The sequence below is a fragment of the Flammeovirga pacifica genome, assembly GCF_000807855.2.
GTDB lineage: Bacteria > Bacteroidota > Bacteroidia > Cytophagales > Flammeovirgaceae > Flammeovirga > Flammeovirga pacifica.
Window position 1 is genome coordinate 818414 of sequence record NZ_JRYR02000001.1, and the last position, 26561, is coordinate 844974.

Annotated in this window: 25 protein-coding genes; 17 read left to right on the forward strand and 8 right to left on the reverse strand. The window is 32.4% G+C overall.

The annotated features are described in order from the left end of the window. Nucleotides 1-32: 32 nt before the first annotated feature. The 3 genes from NH26_RS03280 to NH26_RS03290 all read right to left on the reverse strand — a co-directional run bounded on the left by NH26_RS03280 (nt 33) and on the right by NH26_RS03290 (nt 4383). Nucleotides 33-977, reverse strand: a complete 945-nt coding sequence (locus NH26_RS03280) for a lysophospholipid acyltransferase family protein (RefSeq protein ID WP_044225454.1) — start codon at nt 975-977, stop codon at nt 33-35. A gap of 72 nt (nt 978-1049) precedes the next feature. Then, complete coding sequence (gene gyrB / locus NH26_RS03285; protein ID WP_044225452.1) at nt 1050-2990, reverse strand: DNA topoisomerase (ATP-hydrolyzing) subunit B; 1941 nt, start codon at nt 2988-2990, stop codon at nt 1050-1052. 73 nt (nt 2991-3063) lie between these two features. Continuing rightward, entirely contained in the window at nt 3064-4383 is a 1320-nt protein-coding gene (locus NH26_RS03290) for a tetratricopeptide repeat protein (RefSeq protein WP_044225449.1), read from the reverse strand. 154 nt (nt 4384-4537) lie between these two features. Here NH26_RS03290 and NH26_RS03295 point away from each other — a divergent pair, with 154 nt between their 5' ends. The 8 genes from NH26_RS03295 (at nt 4538) to NH26_RS03330 (ending at nt 12681) form a co-directional block, all read left to right on the forward strand. Then, nucleotides 4538-4831, forward strand: coding sequence for a hypothetical protein (locus NH26_RS03295; RefSeq protein ID WP_044225447.1), 294 nt, complete (start codon nt 4538-4540; stop codon nt 4829-4831). A gap of 135 nt (nt 4832-4966) precedes the next feature. Next, entirely contained in the window at nt 4967-5770 is an 804-nt protein-coding gene (locus NH26_RS03300; protein WP_052432103.1) for an OmpA family protein, read from the forward strand. Between the two features lie 45 nt (nt 5771-5815). After that, nucleotides 5816-6817, forward strand: a complete 1002-nt coding sequence (locus tag NH26_RS03305) for a tetratricopeptide repeat protein (RefSeq protein WP_044225444.1) — start codon at nt 5816-5818, stop codon at nt 6815-6817. A gap of 91 nt (nt 6818-6908) precedes the next feature. After that, nucleotides 6909-7685: an enoyl-CoA hydratase-related protein gene (locus NH26_RS03310; protein ID WP_044225441.1), complete on the forward strand. Its 777-nt coding sequence runs from the start codon at nt 6909-6911 to the stop codon at nt 7683-7685. Between the two features lie 69 nt (nt 7686-7754). Beyond that, nucleotides 7755-9254 carry a lipopolysaccharide biosynthesis protein gene (locus NH26_RS03315; RefSeq protein ID WP_044225438.1) on the forward strand — a complete coding sequence of 500 codons (1500 nt, stop codon included), beginning with the start codon at nt 7755-7757 and terminating at the stop codon, nt 9252-9254. 8 nt (nt 9255-9262) lie between these two features. After that, nucleotides 9263-9697: a dUTP diphosphatase gene (gene dut / locus NH26_RS03320; RefSeq protein ID WP_044225435.1), complete on the forward strand. Its 435-nt coding sequence runs from the start codon at nt 9263-9265 to the stop codon at nt 9695-9697. Between the two features lie 19 nt (nt 9698-9716). Beyond that, the gene (locus tag NH26_RS03325) at nt 9717-10721 is read left to right on the forward strand and encodes a sugar phosphate nucleotidyltransferase (RefSeq protein WP_044225536.1); all 1005 of its coding nucleotides are present in this window, start codon (nt 9717-9719) and stop codon (nt 10719-10721) included. 193 nt (nt 10722-10914) lie between these two features. Further along, nucleotides 10915-12681 (forward strand): tetratricopeptide repeat protein, encoded by a 1767-nt coding sequence (locus tag NH26_RS03330; protein WP_044225432.1) that lies wholly within the window; start codon nt 10915-10917, stop codon nt 12679-12681. Between the two features lie 29 nt (nt 12682-12710). Here NH26_RS03330 and NH26_RS03335 read toward each other — a convergent pair whose 3' ends face one another. Beyond that, nucleotides 12711-13751 carry a tetratricopeptide repeat protein gene (locus tag NH26_RS03335; protein WP_044225429.1) on the reverse strand — a complete coding sequence of 347 codons (1041 nt, stop codon included), beginning with the start codon at nt 13749-13751 and terminating at the stop codon, nt 12711-12713. 323 nt (nt 13752-14074) lie between these two features. Between NH26_RS03335 and ftsH the strand changes: the two genes are divergently transcribed. The 3 genes from ftsH (at nt 14075) to NH26_RS03350 (ending at nt 17123) form a co-directional block, all read left to right on the forward strand. After that, a complete protein-coding gene (gene ftsH / locus NH26_RS03340) occupies nt 14075-16060 on the forward strand; it encodes an ATP-dependent zinc metalloprotease FtsH (RefSeq protein WP_044225426.1) in 1986 nt (661 codons plus the stop codon). Beyond that, the gene (locus NH26_RS03345) at nt 16053-16277 is read left to right on the forward strand and encodes a hypothetical protein (protein ID WP_044225424.1); all 225 of its coding nucleotides are present in this window, start codon (nt 16053-16055) and stop codon (nt 16275-16277) included. The genes ftsH and NH26_RS03345 overlap by 8 nt, the downstream gene beginning before the upstream one ends. A 96-nt stretch (nt 16278-16373) precedes the next feature. Further along, nucleotides 16374-17123, forward strand: a complete 750-nt coding sequence (locus NH26_RS03350) for a phenylalanine 4-monooxygenase (RefSeq protein ID WP_044225422.1) — start codon at nt 16374-16376, stop codon at nt 17121-17123. A gap of 5 nt (nt 17124-17128) precedes the next feature. Here the strand turns inward: NH26_RS03350 and NH26_RS03355 are convergent, their stop codons facing one another. From NH26_RS03355 to NH26_RS03365, 3 genes are all read right to left on the reverse strand, one after another. Then, the gene (locus tag NH26_RS03355) at nt 17129-17557 is read right to left on the reverse strand and encodes a TlpA family protein disulfide reductase (protein WP_044225418.1); all 429 of its coding nucleotides are present in this window, start codon (nt 17555-17557) and stop codon (nt 17129-17131) included. A 104-nt stretch (nt 17558-17661) separates the two neighbouring features. After that, nucleotides 17662-18879, reverse strand: a complete 1218-nt coding sequence (locus tag NH26_RS03360; protein WP_044225415.1) for a bifunctional 3,4-dihydroxy-2-butanone-4-phosphate synthase/GTP cyclohydrolase II — start codon at nt 18877-18879, stop codon at nt 17662-17664. 175 nt (nt 18880-19054) lie between these two features. Then, nucleotides 19055-19324, reverse strand: coding sequence for a hypothetical protein (locus NH26_RS03365; protein WP_044225412.1), 270 nt, complete (start codon nt 19322-19324; stop codon nt 19055-19057). Between the two features lie 109 nt (nt 19325-19433). Here NH26_RS03365 and NH26_RS03370 point away from each other — a divergent pair, with 109 nt between their 5' ends. Further along, on the forward strand, nt 19434-19901 hold the full coding sequence (locus tag NH26_RS03370; RefSeq protein ID WP_044225408.1) for a hypothetical protein: 468 nt from the start codon (nt 19434-19436) through the stop codon (nt 19899-19901). Between the two features lie 108 nt (nt 19902-20009). Then, the gene (gene ffh, locus NH26_RS03375) at nt 20010-21386 is read left to right on the forward strand and encodes a signal recognition particle protein (protein WP_044225405.1); all 1377 of its coding nucleotides are present in this window, start codon (nt 20010-20012) and stop codon (nt 21384-21386) included. Between the two features lie 80 nt (nt 21387-21466). Here the strand turns inward: ffh and NH26_RS03380 are convergent, their stop codons facing one another. Next, entirely contained in the window at nt 21467-22750 is a 1284-nt protein-coding gene (locus NH26_RS03380; RefSeq protein ID WP_044225402.1) for a UDP-N-acetylmuramoyl-tripeptide--D-alanyl-D-alanine ligase, read from the reverse strand. A gap of 187 nt (nt 22751-22937) precedes the next feature. Between NH26_RS03380 and NH26_RS03385 the strand changes: the two genes are divergently transcribed. From NH26_RS03385 to NH26_RS03400, 4 genes are all read left to right on the forward strand, one after another. Continuing rightward, a complete protein-coding gene (locus tag NH26_RS03385; protein WP_044225399.1) occupies nt 22938-23870 on the forward strand; it encodes a malate dehydrogenase in 933 nt (310 codons plus the stop codon). Nucleotides 23871-24150: 280 nt separating this feature from the next. Then, nucleotides 24151-25488, forward strand: a complete 1338-nt coding sequence (gene hemG, locus NH26_RS03390) for a protoporphyrinogen oxidase (RefSeq protein WP_044225395.1) — start codon at nt 24151-24153, stop codon at nt 25486-25488. 152 nt (nt 25489-25640) lie between these two features. Next, complete coding sequence (gene fsa, locus NH26_RS03395) at nt 25641-26297, forward strand: fructose-6-phosphate aldolase (RefSeq protein WP_044225392.1); 657 nt, start codon at nt 25641-25643, stop codon at nt 26295-26297. Between the two features lie 57 nt (nt 26298-26354). Continuing rightward, nucleotides 26355-26558 (forward strand): hypothetical protein, encoded by a 204-nt coding sequence (locus tag NH26_RS03400; protein ID WP_044225390.1) that lies wholly within the window; start codon nt 26355-26357, stop codon nt 26556-26558. Nucleotides 26559-26561: the final 3 nt, after the last annotated feature.

Consider the following 26561-nt stretch of genomic DNA (forward strand, 5'->3'; position numbering starts at 1 on the left):
CAACAGTTATTTATGATTAAAAGCTAACGAGTTTAGCTATTACTTACATCATTTTCAGGTTTTGTCTTCCATCTTTCATGAAACCAAACCCATTGATCGGGTGCTTCTCTTATGAATTGTTCTAAAGCCAAAGACATATTTTGAGTATTTACCTGTATATCTTTCTGATTATCTCCAGTTCTAACCAAAGGAATTTCCTCACGTATCTCAAGAACATGTTTGCCATTCTCTTGCATTTTTACAGCTGCTGGAATAACAGCGGCATCCGCTTTTAATGCTAGCATTGCAGCACCAATAGGAGTGGCAGCAGGTTTGCCAAAGAAGTCGACAAATGTATTCTGTACTTTATTAGTGTCTTGATCAATCAAAAGAAAAGCCATACCGCCATCTTTCAACATCTTAAACATTTTAATACTTCCTCTAGGATCCGTTCTTTCAACAAAATCGGCTCTACCGTTTCTATTACTTCTTCTATTGTTTACTACTAGTTCATTCAATTTGTCATCATGAAGTTTTGCTCCAATAGCAATACAAGGGTAATCATTTAGATTGATATAATAACCTACCATATCAAAAGCTCCTCTATGACAAGTTAAAAAGACAACGCCTTTTCCTTTATCTAAAGCATTTTTTAAATGTTCTTCCCCTTCGATATCCATAATTTCTTTAATATCCTCTACATTATTCATAGAAGGATACCTTATGATATCTGTAAAGTTTCTTCCTAAATTTTTAAATACTCTTTTGGTAATCGATTTAGCTTCTTGATCTGTGATTTCATCACCATAAGCATATTTAAGATGTTTGATAGATAGATCTCTTGTTCCGGGCATAACACGATAGGCTATACTTCCTAGGACAGAGAATTCCCACATCAAAAGTTTTCTTGGAATTAAATTGGCCACTTTTAGAAAAAAGATCACTCCCCAATAGATGAGTTCGTATTTCACTTTTTTCCAACCTTTATGTTGACTCATATTAATGTAATTCTAGTAAAAAAGGCAACGAATAAATTATTCGTTGCCCTAAATATAATGTATGTTTTCGAATTAAACGTCTACTTTAGCGTAGCGTGCGTTCTTTTCGATAAAGTCTCTTCTTGGAGCAACTTCATCACCCATCAACATAGAGAATAGGTGATCAGCTTCGGCAGCAGATTCAATATCTACTCTATTCATACTACGGAATTCAGGATCCATAGTTGTGTGCCATAACTGCTCTGGGTTCATTTCACCAAGACCCTTATAACGTTGAACGTTAACTTTTCCTTCATCGCCACCAAATTCTTGGATAGCACGGATACGATCTTCTTCTGACCAACAGTACTTTTCTTGCTTACCTTTCTTCACTAAGTAGAATGGAGGTTGAGCAATATAAAGGTAACCTTGTTCGATCAATGGTTTCATGTATCTGAAGAACAATGTCAAAATTAGAGTTCTAATATGAGAACCATCGACATCGGCATCGGTCATGATGATAATTTTGTGATAACGAAGTTTTTCAAGATTTAACTCTTTCTCATCATTTTCAGTACCAAAACGAACACCAAGTGCAGTAATGATATTTTTGATTTCTTCGTTGTCGTAGATCTTGTGCTCTTGCGCTTTTTCAACATTCAAAATTTTACCTTTTAATGGTAAAATTGCTTGGAAAAAACGATCACGACCTTGCTTAGCAGAACCACCTGCGGAGTCGCCCTCCACTAGATATAATTCACATGCTGCAGGATCTTTTTCAGTACAATCAGAAAGTTTACCAGGTAAACCAGTTCCTGTAAGAACGTTTTTACGTTGCACCATCTCTCTTGCTTTTCTAGCAGCATGACGAGCTTGTGCAGCTGTAATTACTTTTTGTACAATATTTTTAGCTTCTCTTGGGTGTTCCTCTAAGAATGTCTTAAGAGTTTCAGTTACTGCAGAGTCTACAGCACCAGCCACTTCAGAGTTACCTAATTTTGTTTTTGTCTGACCTTCAAATTGTGGTTCAGGAACTTTCACAGAGATAATAGCAGTAAGACCTTCTCTAAAGTCATCACCAGAGATATCTACTTTTACTTTATCTAAAAGACCTGTATTATCAGCATATGATTTTAAAGTTCTAGTTAAAGATCTTCTAAAACCTGCAACGTGAGTACCTCCTTCATATGTATTAATATTGTTCACATAAGAGTAAACATTTTCAGAATATGAAGTATTGTAAGTCATTGCCACTTGTACTTGGATATTTGACTTTTCACCTTCCATGAAGATAGGATCAGCAAGAAGCGTTTGTCTCGTACTATCTAAATACATTACATATTCGCTCAAACCACCCTCAGAGAAAAATACCTCTTGTACAACTTGTCCCTCTTCGTCTTTGTGACGTAAATCTTTAAGATGAATACGGATACCTGCATTTAGGTAAGCCAATTCTCTTAAACGAGTAGCAACTGTATCATAATTGTAAACACCAACTGTAAAAATGCTTAAGTCAGGCCAGAATTGAACAGTAGTACCTGTTATATCTGTCTCACCAGTTTGTTTTACATCATATTGAGGAATACCTGTTTTATATTCTTGTTGAAATATCTTGCCAGCACGATGTACTGTAACTTTAAGGTCTTTAGAAAGTGCATTTACACATGATACACCTACACCATGAAGACCACCAGATACTTTATATGTGTCCTTATCAAATTTACCACCAGCGTGAAGTACAGTCATAACAACCTCTAAAGCAGATTTTTTCTCTTTAGGGTGTAAATCAGTAGGGATACCACGACCGTTGTCTGATACTGTAATAGAGTTATCTTCGTTTACAGTAACATAAATATCTGTACAATAGCCAGCCATGGCTTCATCAATAGAGTTATCTACAACCTCCCATATAAGGTGGTGTAAACCCTTAATACCAATGTCTCCAATATACATGGCTGGTCTTTTACGAACAGCTTCCAAACCTTCTAAGATCTGGATATTACCGGCTGAATAATTGTCTTTTTTTTCTTCCATATCTTCATTAAAAAATATCTGCGAAACTAGCTTTTTTTATGCTTATAAACAACTAGAACAAGAGTTGATACTGTTACTTACTCGCATTCAATGTGTTTAATCTTCTTTTAGCTTCTGCATCTATACTATTTTTGTAAGGATGTTTAGGGTAGTTTAAAGCTTTTTGATAAAATAATATTGCATTTTGCTTATCATTTAGCTCTTGATAAAGTTTTCCTAAATTTAAAGCTGCATTAGCCGGGTAATAAACTTTAGGTTTTTCACCAGCAAATTTTAGCACCTCAAGATAACACTTTATTGCTAAATTTCTATTTTTTGACTCTTGATTTGATCGCCCTAAACGATAATAATATTCTAATTTATCATCTTCGTTAAGCGTATCAATTTTAATAGCGTTTAAAACCTTAATTGACTTCTCATAGTTTCCTCCATCAAATAACATTCTAGCATAGCTAATTGATCGATTAGGGGCCGTTTCTTCCTGTACAAATTTTAGAGCATAACGATCCAAATTCATATATTCTCCACCTAGTTGAATAACACTATCTAAATAAGGGTTTCCCTCGATAGGTTTATTGTATTGTAACCAGCTAATCATCAGTTTTTTGTAATAAATATCTTTGACGTAATCTGTGTGGTATTCTTTGAGATATCTATTAAAATAAATTGTAGCATTTTCATAGTTTTCAACATAGAAATAGGCACTACCTAAAAGGTAATTGTAATAGCCAAACCATTCAATTTTTTCTGAAATAGATTTCAACTCTTGAAGGGACAATTGCGGGTAATGCATTTTGATATAAACCCAACTTAAAGCCACTTTTACATATTCATTATTGGGGAACTTTTTTTTCACTCCTTCTGCTAATACATAAGTCAAATCTCTGTCTTTGAGTAGAAAAGACGTCATTAGTAATTCAGTAATGTGAGCTTGAGAACTTATAATTTCAGAATTGTGGTTTTTAGCTTCATTCAAATATTGATACTGAAGTTCTATAGACAAGGGGTTAAACCCAAGGAAATTTCTTAGCCAATGATATTCATTGGGAACTTCTTTAATGGCAATCGAAATAATACATGCATTTAGTTTAGAGACAACATCTGTACTGTCTTTCTTTAGGTTTTTTACCGAAGATTGATAACTCTTTTTTAAATCCCAATATGCTCTCCAAAAGTTCCCTTCTTTAATTTCTGTGAGACCTTTAATTATTAATAAATTATTCTCGAAAACTGAATTTTTTGAGGTGCTAGGAATTTTCACATCAGCTTGTGGAGATAATAATATTTTTAAGTAGGTTTCTACATCATCTTTTGGATAGGTTTGATCTAACGTTTGTGAATGTACATCACAAAAGAAAATAAGGAGAACAATTAAAAAAAATGGTAATTTCAAAATAGGTTGATTAACTTAAAAATAGCTCACCATAAAGGTGTTTTTACCTTATTATCAAAAAAAAATTTTAATAACTATCATCGAAGTAAACTAAAAAAAATTGGAAACGTTATTTTTTTTAGATAATCTTGTTCTTTATCACTAATAAAAAAATATGAAGTTTATTGTTGAAATCATTTTACCTGAAGTTTTAGATCAAGAATTAATTGATTTATTACCATCACAATATCAAGAGATAGGTGAGATGATGAATGAGGGGATTATATCATCTTTTATGTTGTCAGATAATGCTCAAAGAGCTTGGATAACTATAGATGCTACATCTGAAGAAGAGGTTGATAATATTCTTGCAGCGTTCAAATTATATGATTTTGTTGATATGAAAATTATGGAGCTAAGTATCGCTGAGATGGCTTCTCCAACTGTACCGACATTTTCATTAAACTAGAAAATAAATATTTTCATAATACAAGCCGTTCATATTGAATGGCTTTTTTTATTGTTTTACTTCTTGTGGATCTATTTAATGTAAATTGCACGTATTTTGCTATAAGATTAGAAATCCAAATAAAAAGATATTCTAATGCAGAAAAAGAATTTACTAAGCATATATTTTTTATTACTTACTCTATCAGCATTTTCTCAAGGGGTAGAATCTAATCCTATGATTTTGAAATTGGGAGGATATGAAATGGTCTACAGTGAAGAGAAACCAGACGAAATTGAGTTTCCAATGAGTGATGTAGATATCATACCTCTTAGTGGTGATAAAACTTTTGCTACTTTTAAATATCAATCCAACTCAAAACACCCTAATAACCAACAAATACTTCAAACATATTTTGATAAAGTAAGATCACTAAGAGGAAAACCTTTATATAAAGGAGATAATTTTGGTTCTTTTCAGATAAAATCTAACTCCAAAAAGTTTTGGTGTGTTATAGAAACTCACCAAGGAGGAGAGTCTTATACTGTAACGATAATCGGGCAAGATAAAATTCAAGAGGCAGAAACAGCACAAGAGATGCTAGAATTATTGAAATCAAAAGGTACAATAGATTTGTATTTTCAGTTTTCAACGGGTTCTGCAACATTATCAAAAGCTTCTCAGCAGACGGTAGACGAATTAGCCAAGTTATTAAAGCGATATGCTCCTAAATTAAGACTTAGTATTGAAGGACATACCGATAATGTAGGTAGTGTGTCAGCAAACAAGAAACTTTCACTTAATAGAGCTATATCAGTGAAAAAACAATTGGTAAGACAAGGAATTGATCCAAGTAGATTAGAAACTGTAGGATGGGGTTCTGAAAGACCAATTGATACAAATGATACAGAAAAAGGAAGGACAAAAAACAGACGTGTTTCCATAAAAGCATTAAACTAGATATATTTACAACCGACAAATTTTTGTCGGTTTTTTTATTACCATATGAGATACCTACTTTACACATTATTTTTATTGACTCTATCTTCTTGTATTCAAGAAAACAAAAGAAATACAGCATTTATTAAAGGAAGAGATGCTCTCAAACAAAAAGAGTATAAAACTGCTATAACACAACTTGAAATGTGCTTGTCTCATGATAGTACTTTTTCAGATGCATGGAATAATTTAGGAGTAGCTTATTACGCTACAGAAAATCTTCAAAAAGCAGAAGACGCCTATAAAAATGCATTGATATACGATTCTTGTTTTATTGATGCTTATCATAATTTAGCTAATTTATATTATGATAAGAATAACTCAACGGAGGCCATCAATTACCTTAATCTTGGTTTGGAATGTGATCCTTCTAATCACGATTTATTAATGAATAGAGCAACACTGTATCAAGATCAGGATGCTTATGATAATGCTTTAAAAGATTTACATAAATTGAAATCATTCTCCACACAGAATGATGTTTTATATACCAATTTGGGATATACTTATTACAAGATAGATCAGTTAGATTCAGCTTTTCATTATTCTTTGATGGCAATAGAAATTAACGAAAATAGGCATGAAGCCTATAATAATCTTGGGATGATATCAATGAAAAATAAATCCTTAGTAGAGGCATCAAAATATTTTAGTAAAGCAGTTTCTATGTCTTCTACTAATTCGTTGTATCGTTTTAATTTGGGAGAAGCTTGGTTTTTAAACAAAGAATTTGAAAAAGCGAAATCGGCTTTCAATATGGCGATCTATTATGATGAACGAAAATATCAAAATAATTCATTGGTATTTGCCAACTCAATTATACTTCATGATCAAAAATCGTCTGATAAAATATTAAATTCTTTAGGGAGTGATAGTGATAATTTCTTTTCAAAGACCTATGATCAACTAAAATTAGTAGGACATAAATCAACATTTTGTCAATATTTGAATAGCATTAAAGAAAAAAACTATAAATTTGACGATCGTATTTATCAAAAATGTAAATAAGTTTATACATTTAGAGATGAATAGAGTTTGAATAAGATTTCAAATCTGAAATATTTCCTCAAACGCTAACAAAAACTGAAATTACAACCATATGGATTATAAAAATCTTCTTTTAGAAAAAAATGAAGGTTTGCTTGTTGTCACAATCAACAGAGAAAGTAAGCTTAACGCACTTAATGGAACAACATTAGAAGAGTTGAAGAGTGCTTTTGAAATGGCCTATGACGATGAAGACATTAGAGCGGTAATCATTACTGGAAAAGGAGAAAAAGCTTTCGTAGCAGGTGCAGATATATCTGAATTTAAAGATTTAAATGAACTAAATGCTAGGAAATTCTCTGAAGAAGGTCAAGAGATCTTTAATGGTATCGAATCTTGTCCTAAACCTGTCATTGCAGCTGTTAATGGTTTTGCCCTCGGTGGAGGTTGTGAACTTGCTATGGCTTGTCATATACGAGTAGCTTCTGATAATGCTAAATTTGGTTTACCTGAGGTTTCTCTAGGAATTATTCCTGGTTACGGGGGAACACAACGTTTACCACAGATAGTAGGTAAGGGAATTGCTAATGAAATGATCTTTACTGGTGAAATGATTTCTGCGCAAAGAGGTCATGAAGTAGGTTTGGTTAATCACGTAGTTCCACAAGCAGAGTTAATGGATAAAGCTAAATCTTTAGCAAATAAGATTTTAGCTAAAGCACCAATTGCTATCTCACATGCTATTGATTGTGTAAATGCCTCATATACTAATACAGCAGGGTATCAATCAGAAGCCAATGCTTTTGCAAGTGCAATTAAAACAGAAGACTTTACAGAAGGAACTTCTGCATTTTTAGAAAAAAGAAAGCCTGATTTCCAAGGTAAATAATTATTTATAAATTGATTTAGACCTCTTTGTACTTCATTTAAAGTGCAAAGAGGTTTTTCTATTCATATAATGTTTAAAAAATTATTATCTGATACTATTATTTATGGACTAACAACAATCTTAATGAGGTTGATTAATTATTTGTTAGTTCCTATTCATACTAAAGTTTTTGATGTAGAAGATTTTGGTATCTTATCTTTATTTTATTCTTATGCTGTAGTGTTTAACGTAGTCTATACTTATGGTATGGAAACTACTTACTTTAGGTTTGCCACGAAACATAAAGACAAAAAAGAAAAGGTATTCTCTCAGATTTTATCATCTGTAATCATCACTTCATTAATTTTCTCTGGGATTTTATGGGCAAGTACACCTTACATTTCAGAGTATCTAAATTACGAAAACTCCTCATCATTTGTTAAGATATTTGCTACTCTTTTTGCAGTGGATGCAATTCTTGCCATTCCTTTTGCAAGTCTTAGAGTAGAAGGGAAAGCAAAAAGATTTGCCGCCTTAAAAATCATTGAGGTGTTTTTAACAGTAGGATTAAATTATTTATTCCTTGTTACCTTTCACGATTTATACCAAACAGCTGAAGCGGGGAGTTTTCTTACAAAATTCTATGACCCAAGTTTTGGTCTAGGATATTCATTTGTTGCTAACCTAATATCAAAATCGATTATTTTAGTTTTACTATCGGATAAGTTACTCAAAGTAAAATTACAATGGTCTTGGAAAGCGATGAAACCTTATTACAAATATGGTTTTCCTTTACTTTTTTCAGGATTAGCCTTTGCAGTAAATGAGGTTTTTGATAGAATATTGATTCCAATATTATTACCTGATGACTTTTATTCATATGGTAATGCTGAATACGCATTAGGTGTTTATTCTGCGTGTTATAAATTATCAATATTTGTCACATTTACAGTGCAGGCATATAAATACGCTGCAGAACCGTTTTTTTTTAATCAAGCTGAATCCAAAGAATCTCCTAGAGTTTTTGCCAAAGTGATGTATTACTTTGTCATAGTATTAATGCTTATGGTAGTAGGTGTTACAGCCAACTTAAATTGGTTAGCTTCGATATTTATTAGAAACAAAGAATATTTAATTGGATTGCCAGTAGTACCAATATTACTTATGGCAAATATATTTTTAGGAATGTATTATAACCTGTCAGTTTGGTTTAAAGTGACGGATAATACAAATTATGGTGCAATGATTAGTTTTGTAGGTGCGGCAATCACACTTTCATTAAACTTTTTATTGATACCACTATTAGGATTTTATGGAAGTGCCGTTGCTACATTCATTTGTTACTTTACAATGATGCTTTTGGCCTATCTATTAGGAAATAAGTACTATCCCATCCCATATAATGTAAAAATGATCTCTTTTTATTTGATATTGGGTGGTGCATTTTTAGTTTTGTTCTTCCAACTGCCAAAACAAGATTTTTGGCCGCAATTGATTACTCAAAATGTATTGTTTATCGTATTTTCACTAATTATTGTAATCATTGAAAGAAATTTTTTTATTAAGATTCTAGGTAATCGAAAGAAGTAGTTATTAACATGAAAATTAAAGTAATAAATAAAGGGCATCATTCATTGCCAGAATACCAAACAGTTGCTTCAGCTGGTTTGGATTTACGTGCTGTATTAAATGAATCGATCATCCTTAATCCTCTAGAAAGAAAATTAATTCCAACAGGTCTTTTTATTGAATTGCCCGTTGGATATGAGGCTCAAGTACGACCAAGAAGCGGTTTGGCATTCAAATATGGTTTAACTGTTTTAAATTCCCCTGGTACTATTGATGCTGATTATAGAGGTGAAGTAAAAGTACTTTTAGTAAACCTATCTAACGAACCTTTTGAAATTAAAGATGGAGAAAGAGTTGCTCAGATGGTAGTGGCTAAACACGAACAAGTTGAGTGGGAAGCAGTAGATGAATTGTCAGATACTGATAGAGGTGCTGGCGGATATGGAAGTACTGGAAAAAAATAACAAAAAAATATTTAATAATATGAAAATTATTGTACCAATGGCAGGTCGTGGTTCAAGACTACGTCCTCATACTCTTACAACTCCAAAACCATTAGTAAAAATTGCTGGTAAGCCAATCGTTCACAGATTAGTAGAAGATTTAGCAGCAATGTCTGATGAAAAATTAGATGAAATTGCTTTCGTTATTGGTGATTTTGGTGAAATTGTTGAAAAAGAATTAATTGGTATTGCTGAGTCATTAGGAGCGAAAGGTACTATTTATTATCAAGATGAACCACTAGGAACGGCACATGCCATTCTTTGTGCAGGAGATAGTATGGACGGTAACATTATCGTTGCTTTTGCAGATACCTTATTTAAAGCAGATTTCTCTATTGATAAGTTTGAAGACGGTATTATTTATACACAAAAGGTAGAAGACCCTTCTGCTTTTGGTGTCGTAAAACTTAATAACGATGGGTTTATTACAGACTTTGTAGAAAAACCTCAAGAGTTTGTTTCAGATCAAGCGATTATTGGTATTTATTATTTTAAAGAAGGGGAGCGCTTAAAAGCTGAACTTCAATATTTAGTAGATAACAAAATCATGAACGATGGCGAATATCAGTTAACTGGAGCTTTAGAGAATTTGAAAGCAAAAGGAGCTAGATTAAAGCCAGGTACGGTAGAAGAATGGTTAGACTGTGGTAATAAAGATGCCATTGTAAATACTAATCAGAGATATCTTACCTATATCGAAGATCAAGAATTAGTACATGATTCTGCAGAAATGGATAATGTAGTTTTAATCAGCCCTGTTTATGTAGGAGCAAACGTTAAGATTAAAAATGCAGTAGTTGGTCCTTATGTATCTGTAGGGTCTGACACTATTATTGAGAATTCTGTTGTGCAAAATTCGATTGTTCAAGAATACTCAGATATTAGAAAAGTTAATATAGAAAACTCTGTGGTAGGTAACCATGTTGTCTACAGAGGGCGATCAAAAGATTTAAGTATTGGTGATTTTACATCAGTAAAAGAATAATATTTATCTTATTATATACTAAAACAGCGTATAAATTAACATACGCTGTTTTTTTCATTTAGTAATTTTGTAGATTTAAGTAAGATTTAAATTATCTTTATTGATATACTCTTATATTAGTAAGGTATAATTTGACATCCACCTGTATTTTCAGGTGATAACGGATACTAGATTTTTTGGGATATCAAGAAATATGAAAAAATACTCTTTTAGCTTATATACATTTATTGTTGTGTTTCTTCTTGGATTATTATCGTGTGATGTAGCTTTTGCACAAAAGAAGAAAAAGAAAAGAAAAAAGAAGGCTAAAGATACCATGGTGGTTTCTATTGAAGAGCCCTCTAAAAAAGATTTAAGAAAAGCTGAAGAGTTATTTGTTTATGCAGTAAACGAATACTTATTAGAGGAATACAATCAAGCTATTGAACTTCTTGATAAATGTAATAAGCTTAATCCTAAAGATGATGGTATTAAATACCAAACAGCTTTAGCTTATAATAAACTTCAGATTTATCAAAAGTCCAATCAGTATGCTAAAAGAGCTTTAGAATTAGATCCTGATAATAAATACTACTATAAATTAGTGGCTCAAAACTTTGAGATGCTTTCTCTTTACAAAGATGCACTTGGTGTTTTGGAGAAGCAAATTGAAGTAACAGGAGACGATGAAGAAGCATATTTTCAAATTGCAATGTTGTACCTTCAAATGGGAGCCCCAAGAAGTGCCATTGAATATTTTGATATTGGTGAAGAGAAATATGGTATTAATGATGTCATCGTTAGACAAAAGCAAAGAATTTATATTCGTTTAGGAGATCTTGATGCTGCTTTAAACGAAGGTGAAAAACTTATTAATGCTTACCCTGATGAGTTAGAATTTAAATACTCTCAAGTGCGTCTTCTTCTTGGAAATAATAAAACAGATGAAGCTGTAGAAATTTTAGAGCCAATATTAAAGAACCATCCTAACGAGGGGACAGTTCACTTTTTATTAGCGAATATTTATAGAAATAGAGGGGAGTCAGAAAAATATTATGAGGAATTAAAAGTAGCATTCAGTTGTGATGATACTTTAACAGATGAATCTTATAATATATTGAATGGTTATCTTCAGTTTACTTACAATGATAAAAAACGTCAGGAAGCGGAAGAGTTAATCAATATTGCTTTGGAGTCACATCCTAATGATGATAGAATTCTATCATTAAATGCTGATTTCTTAGTCTCTCAGAAACAATACGATCCTGCAAGAACATTCTATTTGAAATCACTTAAAAAAAATCCGAATAATTTTAAGTTATGGAAACAGGTGATTTCAATTGATTGGGAATTACAGCAATTTGATTCAGTAGAAGTACATTCAGATTTAGCCATTGAATATTTCCCTAATCAGCCAATTTTATATTTATATAGTGGTACAGCTAAAATAAGTAAAGAAGATTATGAAGAAGCTGTTGTTATGTTTAACCAAGGTTTAACTGTAGTGGTTGATCCGAGCTTAAAAACAGATTTTAATGCTCAACTTGGAGACGCTTATTATAAATTGGATGAAGTTCAAAAAGCATTTAATAAATATGATGAGGTATTGAAAGTAGATCCAGTAAATGTCTACGTTCTTAATAATTATGCATATTTCTTATCCTTAAGAAAGGAGAAGCTAGAAAAAGCAGAAGAAATGTCTCATCAAACGATTTTAGCCGAACCTGAAAATGATACCTTCCTAGATACTTACGGATGGGTACTTTTTGTCAAGGGCGATTACGAAAAATCAGCAATACATCTTAAAAAGGCTGCAGATATTTCTCAGTCAGCCACTGTAATAGAACATTATGGAGATGTTCTTTACAAACTAGGAAAGGTGGATGAAGCTGTAGATCAATGGAAAAAAGCAAAAGAAATTGGTGGTGAAGTTTCCGATCATTTAGAGGAAAAGATCAACCAAAAGAAATATGTAGAATAGGAAAAAGAGATGTGAAAGCATCTCTTTTTTTATTCATCATCATACGGATCATCTTCATCAGTAAATTGTTCTTCATGGTTTCCTGATTCTCCAGTTGAGGTATTCTGAGATGTAGTATTAAATGTCTGTAGTAACTCTGGGTTTAGCTTTTCTTTTTCAGCTAAGTATTTCAATATTTTAATTGTTGGGTAATAATTACTACAGCCCTCTAAAGATTTTTGAAAATACCTTTTCGCAAGATTTAGATTATTGGCATGTAAATAAGTGATAGCTAAATTATAATGCAATGCAGGGAAATAGGGTAGTCGCATCTGCATTTTAGTATATAAATCAGCTGCTTCTTTAATTTCTCCACATCTGCTCGAAAAATTAGCTTCAGCAAGTTCGGTGAAATCAGGATGATGTCCTTCATTCGCTTTATACCATTCCATAAACGTTCCGGGAACTCCAATAAAAAACATGAAGTTTTTTAAGAAATTCTTGTGGAAAAATTCGATGCCTAAATTATCACCACCATAAGAAGAGGTCGTTTTCCAATAGAATTTCTTTTTCCAATAGTAATATTGATATTGTTTTCGTTTTCGTAAACGATCATAGTATCCAGTTTCTGGACAAATATCAAATTCTTCTCCATTAGAAATTAGTAAACCATGTTTGTCGCTTATAGAATTACATTCTTCACAATATTGATATTGAGTTTCTAATTGATTATCCCAATCAATAGGGTTGTCACAATGCCCACAAATTCTTTTTTTCTTTGCATTTCTTGTTTGGAAAATATCAAATGCTAACTTTATATCTTTAATCATATCAGAAGAGATAACCAAACAGTTATTTTTCTGTATTATCCATTCAGATGTGGTTTTACCTACTAAAGGGTAATTAACAAATGTGATTACAAGATAACCCTTATAGTAATTTATGCGTAAAATATCATGATATGTGATTAACTCATTGTTTAACGTAATCCCTTGTTCATTCACATTACCAAGCTTGGGTATTAAGAAATTTCTTTTTCTTTTCTCATTGTATGTTCTGAAAGAAAATGCAAATGGAGTTAATTCATTCATAAAACTTAAAAATCATTTTAATATGATTGTTCTTTGCAAAAAAATATTGGTTTGATATAAACTTTTAATATTTTTGCATTACGAAAGATATAAAAAATCAAAAGATATATACAACGTAGAGATACGTTTTAAAGATAATTAATTTGACACTAGTAGAAAACCTGTCGCTCATGGCGTCAGGCTTTTTTATTTTCAAAATTTCTATTTAATTTCCCATAATAAAGTAGATGTCGGGATTCAAATTTGATAAATGTCTCACAAATCATAACAGACGACTACATTTCACTATGTGCCGATTGTATCAACTATAACTCATCCGTTTAATGAAAAACACAACCAAATTCTCCATATGGTATTTTTTAAGTATTCTTGGAGGAATGCTATTTTTAGAGACTCTATTTTTTTCAGGGCCAAATGTAAAGGAAATGTCTTACAATCAATTCAGAGAGAATTTGACTGAAGGCAAGATCGAACACATTGTCATTTCTGATGATAAAATATATGGTAAAATGATTAAGACAGATGATTCATTGTCTGTTGAAAAAGAAACGCCTCAACTTACAGAGTCTGATACCACTAAATCAAGACTAGAAAATAAAAGCGAATTATGGAAAGTAAGCCCTGAAGGTAAATCAACACCTTGGAGTATGAGGCTAAGCTATGAAAAGCGTAAGGAAGAACTAGCAAGACAATTTTATGTGATCAAGTTAGAAGATCAAAATCTTATTGGTGATCTTCAAGACAAAGGCATTGATTATAAAGGTGTAATTGAAAATGATTGGTTAGGTAACTTTTTCTCTAATTGGTTAATACCTTTTTTAATACTCATCTTTATTTGGGGATTCTTTATGAAAAGAATGTCTAAAGGCGGCGGAATGGGAGGAGGTGGAAATAACTACCTTAATGTTGGAAAGAGTAAAGCAAAAATATACGCAGCCGATGCTGAACATCTTCACAATTTTGATGATGTAGCTGGTTGTGATGAAGCGAAACAAGAATTAACTGAGGTGGTTGATTTCTTAAAAAATTCTGAAAAATATACAGATCTAGGAGCGAAAATCCCTAAAGGTATTTTACTAGTAGGCCCTCCGGGTACAGGTAAAACTCTTTTAGCAAAAGCAGTAGCTGGAGAGGCAGGTGTTCAGTTCTTTGCTCTTTCAGGTTCTGATTTTGTAGAGATGTTTGTTGGTGTAGGGGCAGCTAGAGTTAGAGATCTATTTACGCAAGCCAAAGAAAAGTCGCCTTGTATTATTTTTATTGATGAACTAGATGCTATTGGTAAAAGTAGATCTTCTAATGGCATGTCTGGAAACGATGAGAGGGAGAATACCTTAAATCAATTGTTAGTTGAAATGGATGGTTTTGCTGCTGATCAAACTGTTATTGTACTTGGAGCAACCAACAGACCTGAAATTTTAGATAAAGCTCTCTTAAGACCAGGAAGATTTGATAGACAAGTTCAAGTAGATCGTCCAGATTTAAATGGTCGTTTGATGATATTAAAAGTGCATTCTCAAAAAATTAAATTAGGAGAGGATGTGAATTTAGATGAGATAGCAGCACAAACTGCTGGTTTTGTAGGAGCAGATCTAGCTAACCTTTGTAATGAAGCTGCATTATTAGCAGCAAGAGAAGGAAATACAGAAGTACAACATCAAAATTTCTTTGATGCTTTTGAAAGAGTGGTAGCAGGATTAGAGAAAAAGAATGCTGTTATTAATAAAAACGAAAAAAGAACTGTGGCATACCATGAAGCAGGTCATGCTATTGTGGGTCACTTTACTAAAGGAGCAGATCCAGTGCGAAAAGTATCTATCGTACCAAGAGGATCGGGTGCTTTAGGATATGTTCTTCAGGCTCCAACTGAAGACCGCTTCTTAATGAGTAAAGAAGAATTGATTGGAAAAATTAAGGGACTACTTGGAGGACGAGCGGCAGAAGAAATTAAATTTGGCGTAGTTTCTACAGGAGCATCCAATGATTTAGAAAAAGTAGCATCTATCGTGAGATCAATGTTAACAGTTTATGGTATGAGTGATCACTTTCCTAATTTATCTTTGCAGAAAGAAGGACAAAGTAGTTTCTTAGGAAATGGTGGACAAAGTGTTAGAAGGTCTGAAGATTTAGAAAAACAAATTGACCAAGAATCATTGGCCATCATCGCTAGATGTTATGAAGAAACCAAAGATTTTTTAAGAGAAAGAAATGATGATCTTGAAAAATTAGCAGGTATTCTATTAGAAAAAGAAATATTGGATGAAAGTGATGTGAACCGAATTCTTGGTCCAAGATTAGTGACAAATGATTAGAAAAGAAGAAAAAATTAATCAATTAATTGAGAGAGAAGTAAAGAAATTAAAGAGGTCAATAAAATCTGGACAAATACCTATAGAGGTAATTTCCTTTGATATTTTTATTGATAATTTAATTGACGATTTTCAATTTGATGAAACACAAATGGATTATGTGAAAACTAAATCTCGTGAATTATTAACTGAAAATAGTGTGAAAATAAAAGGGATTTAATTGATAAATCACATGTTTTTTTACATATTGAAGGATTGGGACTTGGTTCCAATCCTTTTTTACTAACTATATTTTTACCAATTCAACACATATAACATGTTTTTTGTAAATAGTCAGGAGTATAATAAATATACTCAAGATGACCTCTCAGTATGGAGTATTCTATTTGAGAGGCAGATGAAAATGCTACCTAATTTGGCCGAGAATGAATTCCTACATGGAGTTAAAACAATTGAATTTACAGCTACGAAAATTCCAAACTTCAATGAATTAGATCGTATTCTTGGAAATCAAACAGGATGGGGGATTACTCCTGTAACTGGGTTAATTCCAAACAAAGAATTTTTCGAGCTTCTAAAAGCGAAGAAATTTCCTTCTTCGTCATGGTTTAGAAAGCTGAAAGAACTCGATTATTTAGAGGAGCCTGATATGTTTCATGACATTTTTGGACACGTACCTCTATTAACGAATAAAGACTTCTGTGCTTATCTAGAAAAAATGAGTGTTATTGCTTTAAAATACATAGAAAATGAGCATATCATAGAACTCATTTCTAGATTATACTGGTATACGGTAGAATTTGGTTTGATTCAGACAAAAGAAGGCCTTAGAATTTATGGGGCAGGTATTCTTTCTTCAAAAGGGGAGTCAGAATATAGTTTATTTAGTGATGTTCCTGAAAGAGCAGATTTTAATGTTTTAGAAATATTAAAAACACCTTATATCAAAGATAAATTCCAAACCAAATATTGGGTAATTCATCAATATAGTGATCTGACAAACTCCTTAGAGGAATTAGATCAATTATTAAAACAAATTTCTGAAGGCAGTTTAGTTGTTGAATAAGGATTCTATTTCAATAGATTTTCTATGAATTCAATATGTTTTTCAGGAGAGGACATAAAGGTAAATCTATCGATTTCTTGAAATGATTTTTGATATACCACAGTACTTCGTTGAACCAACGATAGCTGTGGTATTTCTATTTTTAGGTATTTTGATAATCGCCTTTTTGGGTCAGATAGTATAGGATAGGGGAATCGTTTCTTTTTTAGTTTATCACTGATTTTTAATTCAGATAATGAACTAATTAATAGCAGTTGAACTTCTTGTTCAATTAAACTTGAGTAGATTTCTTTTAGGGCTTGAAGATGTTGTTGATCTCTAAGTGTATCGACATCATTGATGAAAACCAATAGGAATGTTTGTTTTTCTAATTGGCTAAATTTAAAGACTTTTTGATTGTAGTCTCTTAGTTCAAAATTTTGAAAAAAATGCATGTAAGAATAATTCTCTAACTCGAAACTATAATTTATGTTGAAGCAGAAAATGGGTCAAAGAAAAAAGGCTATTTCAATGAACTTTGAAATAGCCTTTCTCTGAATTACTTAAGAATATTATGTCCAAGTTTATCTCTCTTCGTTTCTAAATACTTTTGATTGTATTTATTTGGAGAGATTTCAATTGGAATATTTTCTACAATCTCAAGACCGTAGCCAATTAAACCGGCTCTCTTCTTTGGATTGTTTGAAATCAATTTCATTTTTGTGATGCCTAATTTTCTTAAAATTTGAGCACCAACACCATAATCTCTTTGGTCTGATTTGAATCCTAATGCTTGATTCGCCTCTACAGTATCCATACCTTCCTCTTGAAGTTTATAAGCTTTTAGTTTATTAATTAAACCAATGCCTCTTCCTTCTTGATTCATATATAGTATTACCCCACGACCTTCTTTTTCGATCATTTCCATTGCAGCGTGTAATTGTGGTCCACAATCACATCTACATGAGCCAAATATATCGCCAGTAACACAAGATGAGTGTACTCTTAACCAAACAGGATCATCAGTATCGATATCACCTTTAATTAAAGCTAAGTGAAGTTCACCTGTATTAGTTTGTCTAAAAGCTTTTAGATTAAAGTGTCCGAATTCTGTTGGCATATCAACGCCAATTTCTTCTTCTACTAAAGTGTCTTCTAATTTTAAACGGTATTGAATAAGATCTTCAATACTAATCAGTTTTAAATCGAATTTCTTAGCCACTTTCACTAAATCAGGAAGACGTGCCATAGTACCATCATCATTAATGATTTCTACCAAAACACCTGCAGGTTGAAGCCCAGCTAAACGAGCTAAATCAATTGCAGCTTCAGTATGACCAGCTCTTCTAAGAACACCACCTCTCTTTGCTTTCAAAGGGAAGATGTGACCAGGTTTACCCAATTCACTTGGATCTATAGAAGGGTCTGTTAAAGCACGAATAGTTTTAGAACGATCACTTGCAGAAATACCTGTAGTACAACCGTGTCCAATTAAGTCAATTGATACTGTAAAAGGAGTTTCAAATGCAGCGGTGTTTTTACCAACCATTAATTCAAGCCCAAGATTTTCGCATTGGTCCTCAATTAAAGGAGCGCAAATTAAACCACGACCTTCTTTAGACATGAAGTTGATAATTTCAGGTGTTACTTTCTCAGCAGCACAAACAAAATCACCTTCATTTTCTCTATCTTCATCATCAACAACAACTATAATTTCGCCGTTTTTGATAGCTTCAATAGCTTCCTCGATAGAGTTCAGTTTAAAATTTTCTGACATTGTTATAAGTGAGTAAGGACTCTTAATCCAAATAAGTATATATGTGTTACAACAAAGTTATAAAATTTGATGAAACTACATACATAAACTAGTTAACGTTAGTGTTTGTTTATAGGAATTGTCCAACTAATTTTTGTTGGAGTTAAATATTAAAATTCTTGTATCAATTTTACATCTAAATAAATGATGTCAAAACAATACTTCCTATAAAAATCAAACCTCCTATCATGTACAATAAAATCATACTTGCCTGAAGCCACTTCTCGTCTTTATTTTTACTAAATTCATAAAGACGTGTTCCAAGAAAAATACAAATCATACATGCAATAAATATCGTAGTTTTATGATTTAGTGGGTCTCTAGGTATAACCGAATAATTTTTATAAATAATATCACCTAAACCTAATCCTATGAGAGCACCAATACCAATAAATCTCTTTAACATGATAAATTTGATATATTTTTTTGCAAAGGTAGAATGATTCTACATAGTTCATAATTTTCTTACCTATTTTTGGCAGTAATCCTATCACCACCCCTTAAAATATTTATAAATGGTCCTATCAAAAGGTATATCAGGCTTTGATTCATTTGATAATAATAAAATTGAAGAAGAACTTTGGAAACAATCTATTCAGTCATTTTTCTCTGTGAAAGCAGAAATTAACTTCTCTGAAAGGTATAGTTATAATTATCATATAATTGAATATCAAAACAGTCTTTACTTACTCTTAAAAAATAAGTATTCAGACTTTTATGCCGTAGCAGAAGTTATTGATGATGAAGAAGAATATCATAAAATACCGAAACATAGATTTATTAACCATTCTGAAATAGTTTCTTTTTTAGATGCTATGGGCTTCCAATCCATAGAAGAAAAGCTTTTAAGTTTAAATATTGATACTGCTAATCCTCTAATAACAAGTTTACTACAAAACTTATCGAAAGACGAATTGAAGCAATTCTCTAAAAAGAAGCCTCAAAATATAGCACAAATAGTTTTTAACGATTGGAAAAAATAAAGATGATATAGTCAGATTAGCTTGAATTAAATTGTATATGACGCTTAGAAACTTTATTTTTGCCACCTAAAATAGAATTGTAAGCACATACAATATTTATAAAAATATATGTTTGATAATCTTAGTAACAGAATTGACCGAGCGATAAAGAATCTGAAAGGTGAAGGGTCAATTAGTGAAATCAACGTTGCATCAACGGTAAAAGAAATCCGTCGTGCACTACTTGAAGCAGATGTTAACTTTAAGGTAGCGAAAGAAATTACTAATGAAATTCGTGAGCAAGCCTTAGGTGAAAATATTCTTATTGACGTAAAACCAGGTCAATTATTTACTAAAATTGTTAGTGATAAATTAACTGAGTTGATGGGTGGTGAGATGACTCCATTCTCTCCTCAGGGATCTCCTGCAACAGTACTTATCTCTGGTTTACAAGGTTCAGGTAAAACTACCTTTACTGGTAAATTAGGTGCTCGTTTAAAGAAACAAGGTCAACAAGTTCTTTTAGTAGCTGCCGATGTTTATCGTCCTGCCGCTATCGATCAGTTAGAGACTCTTGGTGAGCAAATTGGTGTGGAAGTTTACACGGAACGTGAAAACAAAAACCCAGTTAGTATTGCTGAAAATGCAGTTAAACATGCAAAAACGAATGGTAAATCGATTGTAGTAGTCGATACTGCAGGTCGTTTAGCTGTGGATGAGCAAATGATGAATGAGATTGAAGCTGTTAAAAAGGCGATTAATCCTTCTGAAACTTTATTCGTAGTAGATTCAATGACTGGTCAAGATGCTGTTAATACTGCGAAGGCATTTAACGATCGTCTTGATTTTGATGGTGTTGTTCTTACTAAGTTAGATGGTGATACTAGAGGTGGTGCTGCTCTTTCAATTAGAAGAGTAGTTGAAAAACCAATTAAGTTCATCTCAACTGGTGAAAAATTAGATAATACATTAGATGAGTTCCACCCTGACCGTATGGCCCAAAGAATTTTGGGTATGGGTGACGTTATCTCCCTAGTAGAAAGAGCTCAACAAGCTTTTGACGAAGAGGAAGCAAAACGTTTGAACAAAAAGCTTCGTAAAAACCAATTCGACTTTAACGATTTATTGTCTCAAATTCAGCACATCAAAAAGATGGGTGATTTGAAGGACTTGATCGGAATGGTTCCTGGTTTAAATAAGATGGTAAAAGATCAAGAAATTGATTCTAATGCTTTCAAACCAGTAGAAGCAATCATCAACTCTATGACTCCTCACGAAAGATTAAATCCAGATGTATTGGATCAATCTCGTAAGAAACGTTTGGCTAATGGTTCAGGTACATCTGTACAACAAGTGAACAACCTGATCAAACAATTTGAGGAGATGCGTAAAATGATGAAGAAAGTGAACAAAATGTCTGGAATGCCTGGTATGGGTAAAAAAGGAAAAGGACAAAAGAAAGGTTCGATGCGTTCACGTTTAGGCGGTGGAAAAAGAAGAAAATAATATCAATTTGATATAAATTAAAAAGACCAACATCTTAATTGATGTTGGTCTTTTTTCTATTAGCAAACTTAGTTTATATCTTAATCAAAATAATCTTTTAGAACTTCAAGCCCCATTGATCTGGAACCTTTAATTAAGACAATACCATTATTGATGGGATGATCTTTTAAGTACTGAATAGCATCATCTTTATGATTAAAAAACTGTGCTTTTTCAGAGGAATGTTCAGCAAATCGTTCTCCAATAAACAGACTTGTCTCAAAACCTAATTCAATTGCTTTATCAATAATGTTTTTATGTTCCTGAGAAGATATATCACCTAACTCAAACATATCGCCTAAGACAACATATTTCTTTTTATCAGAATCAATTAATTTAAGATTTTCTAAAGCAACTTCTACAGAAGAAGGGTTAGCATTATATGCATCTAATATTAATGTGTTTTTCTTCGTCTTAACAATCTCTGATCTATTATTTGAAGGAACATAAGAAGAGATTGCTTCATTCATTTTATCAGCATCAATTCCTAGATTTTTACCTACACAAAAGGCCGTTTGAATATTTTCGAAGTTGTATGCTCCAAACAGATTGGTTTCAACGGTAGTTTCTTTTCTATCCTCGTATACAATAAAAGGATTCACTTCTTTGAAAATCAGATTTGAAAAGTCGTATTCTCCTCCATAAAAAACAGGACTTTTCATTCTTTTCGACATATTCATCAATAATTCATCCTGTGAATTGATATAAATGATGCCATCGTTTTTGATGAGGTAATCAAATATTTCACTTTTTGCTCGGATGTTCTGATCGAAACTACCAAACCCTTCAATATGGTCTTTACCAATATTAGTGACAAAACCATGATTTGGTAAAGCGATTTTTACCAACTCTGCAACTTCACCAACATGATTATCACCCATTTCTATTAGGGCAACTTCTGTATCTTGTGGCATTTCTAGGAGAGTGAGAGGTACACCTATATGATTATTGAAATTACCCTTTGTAGCATGTGTCTTGAAAGTAGTTTCACACACCTTTAGAAGTATCTCTTTTGTCGTTGTTTTTCCGTTAGAACCTGTAATGGCAATAACAGGAATATCAAACTGTTGACGGTGATATTGAGCAAGTTCCTGTAGGGTAGATAGAACATCATCTACCAAAATATATTGTTGTGAGGTAGCAATACTTTCGTCATCTACAATAGCATAAGAAGCCCCTTTTTCTAAAGCCCCTTTGGCGTATTTATTGCCATCAAAATTCCCGCCTTTGAGGGCGAAAAATAATGCATTTTTAGTGATGTTTCTTGAGTCGGTTGTAATCCCGTTAGCACTTAAAAAAAGCGAATATATATCTTGAATTTTCATCAGTCTAATCTAAGTTTACCACAAAATACAAGCTTATTTTTAAGGAATCCAATATTTGAATATCTAAAAACTGACAAAAATCATTTTAAACAAATTCTATTATCATTCATATATATTAAATAATTAGTGCATTTTTGCGTGTAATTTTTTTTATAAACAAGTTTTACAAACTAGCATAATAAATCACATGAAAGTAACAGTAGTAGGTGCAGGTGCAGTAGGAGCAAGCTGTGCAGAGTATATCGCAATTAAAGATTTCGCAGACGAAATCGTACTAGTAGATATCAAAGAAGGATTCGCAGAAGGAAAAGCAATGGACTTAATGCAAACTGCTTCTTTGAATGGTTTTGATTCTACAATCACTGGTGTTACAAATGACTATGCTGCAACTGCAGGTTCAGACGTAGCAGTAATCACATCTGGTATTCCTCGTAAGCCAGGTATGACTCGTGAAGAGTTGATTACAACTAACGCAAACATCGTAAAGACAGTAGCTGAGAACTTAATCAAGCATTCTCCAAATGTAATTCTTATTGTGGTTTCTAACCCAATGGATACAATGACTTATTTAGCAGCAAAAGCTACAGGTCTTCCAAAAAATAGAATCATCGGTATGGGTGGTGCTTTGGATAGTGCTCGTTTCAAATACCGTTTAGCTGAAGCTTTAGATTGTCCTCAATCTGACGTATCAGGTATGGTAATCGGTGGTCACTCAGACGTAGGTATGGTGCCATTGATCGAAAAAGCTACTCGTAATTCAGTACCAGTTTCTGAATTCTTAAACGAAGAGCAAAAATCAGGTATCGTAGAAGCTACTAAAGTTGGTGGTGCTACATTAACTAAATTATTAGGAACTTCTGCTTGGTATGCTCCAGGTGCAGCAGTATCTGAATTAGTTAAAGCTGTTGCTTTAGATTCTAAGAAAATGTTCCCATGTTCAGTACTTCTTGAAGGAGAGTATGGTTTAAATGATCTTTGTATCGGTGTACCAGTTCTTATTGGTAAAAACGGTATCGAGAAAATCGTTGAAATCGAGCTTTCAGAAGACGAAAAAGCAAAATTACATACATCAGCAGAAGGCGTTTCTAAAACAAACGGTTTGCTTGAGGTAAATGCATAATTAATCTATTTATAGATTTATAAGAGAAGCCACTTTTTTTAGTGGCTTCTTTTTTTGTTTTAATACAATTCAAGAGGAAGATTTTATCAATTTATAGTAGGGTTAATTAATTGAGTTAATAAAGCTGTGTATTTTTATATTTGTGATTGAATATTAAGAAATTTTACCCTAATTTATTAACTTTGATTCTATTTTAAAGGAAGGTAGATACTTTTATCTTTACTTAATCTAAAGCATGAATAATCATGCTTTACTGACAAACAAAGACACCTAATATTATATGAAGATCGGTATTGTTGGAGGAGGAATTTCTGGTTTAACCACAGCTTTTTATCTAAATAAAAAGGGTTACGATTGTACAGTTTTTGAAAAAAATGATATTGCTGGCGGTTGTATTTCCACTGATCATATTGATGGACGAATTTTTGAAAATGGTCCAAACTCATTATTGTTTTCATCAAAGCATATTCAATTTATTGAAGAAGTTGGTTTTAAAGATCAATTAATCGAAGCCGAAGAAGTAAATAAGGATAGATATATTCTTAAAAATGGTAAGTACCATGTTTTACCTTCGGGGCCGCAAAACTTTTTTACCAACAAATTTTTCTCTGGCAAAACTAAGTGGAAAATAATGACAGAGTATTTTAGGAAAAATACTCCAGTTGAAGAAACGGAAACAGTTTATGATTTCTTTCTAAGAAGGTTTAATCAAGAAATCTGTGATTATGCTTTAGACCCATTTGTTTCAGGAATTTACGCTGGTGATCCTGGCAAATTGGCTATTAAAGCATCTTTTCCATCATTATATGAAGCTGAGAAAAATTATGGCTCGATCATCAAAGGGATGATTAAGAAAAAAAAGGAGAATAAAAATTCAGGTTCTACCACTGAAAGAAGAACTGCTTATAGCTTTAAAAACGGTAATTTTTCATTTGTTCAAAAGTTGATAAATCAACTAAATGTAAAAACAGGTTTTGAAGTAGCAAGTATCGAAAAGCAAAAGGATAAATTTATAATTGAAAATAGTCAGGAGAAATTTGAATTTGATCAAGTTATTATTGCTTCAGATGCGTTTTCAAGTATTAATATTTTAAAGAAAATTACACCTAATGTAGCTCATCAATTAGAGCAAATTCCATCACCACCTATGTGTGTTGTACATAGTGTATATTCTAAGGAAGCGGTTAAAAACGCTCCTGTCGGTTTTGGAGGTTTAAATCCTAAATTAGAAAACTCTTTTACTTCAGGATCAATTTGGACGTCATGTATATTCCCTAATAGAACAAATGCTAAAGAATCGATGATTACTACTTTTGTGGGAGGGATGCAAAATATAGACAAAACAGAATTACCAGAAGAGATAATTAAAGAGAACGTAGCAAAAGAACTTAAGACCACTTTAAATATTAGTTATCCACCTATTTATCAAAAAGTATTTAAGTGGGACAAGGCTATTCCTCAATACACCAAAGAGATTTTAGACCTTTGGGAGGCGATAAAAAGCGAAAGATTGGAAGGTTTACATTTCACCACTAATTGGTCGGGTGGAATTGCAGTTCCAGACTGTATTGATCAGGCGATCAAATTAACCGAAAATTTTGAAGCCTTAAATTCATAAATAAATACCTTGTTTTTAAGATTTTAATCAAATAGCCTATAAAAAAGATAAATTTTTATGGGCTTATCTTATACATACTATTTTTTAATTCTATTTTTGCTAGGAGGAATTCTCTTAATAGATTTAACTCATAATATCTAAACATAAACGATATGAAATTTTTTATTGACACAGCTAATTTAGAAGAAATCAAAGATGCTTACGCAATGGGCGTATTAGATGGTGTAACAACAAACCCATCTTTAATGGCAAAGGTTGGAGTGAAGGGTAAAGAAGCTGTTCATGCACATTATAAAGCAATTTGTGATATTGTTGATGCTAATGTAAGTGCAGAGGTTCTTTCAACTACTTATGAAGAAATGATTAAGGAAGGAGAAGAATTAGCAGCAATCGATCCAAAGATCGTAGTGAAAATTCCTATGATTGAAGATGGTGTAAAGGCAATCAAATACTTTTCTAACAAAGGAATTGATACCAACTGTACTTTAATCTTTTCTGCAGGACAAGCATTATTAGCTGCTAAAGCTGGAGCTACTTATGTATCACCATTTATTGGTAGATTAGATGACGTATCTACAGATGGTATGCAATTAGTTGAAGATATTGTAACAATTTTTGAAAACTATGGATTTGGAACTCAAGTATTAGCTGCTTCAGTTCGTCATCCTATGCATATTATGCAGTGTGCTGCTATTGGTGCAGACGTAGCAACGTGTCCACTAACAGCCATCAAAGCATTATTAAACCACCCATTGACAGACAAGGGATTGGCTCAGTTTGTAGCTGATGCTAAGAAAATGGAAGAATAATAAAAAGGGATGTTGTGTTTTTACATAGCATCCCATTTTTTTAGCTATTAATATATTATGTATATAATCAAAGTGAAAGGGAAGGCTAAAATCCCTAATTATATTCAGTTACGTGACGACAACTTTGTTTTAATCGCTTACTTTAGAGCAGATAGACCTTTATCGAAATTAGAAAAGTACGGTTTAGGGGGTAAAGAAGAAGCATTAAAAAATGTAATTGAGCATTTAGAATTTGGTAAGATTCAAAAACTAGAAATTTAGATC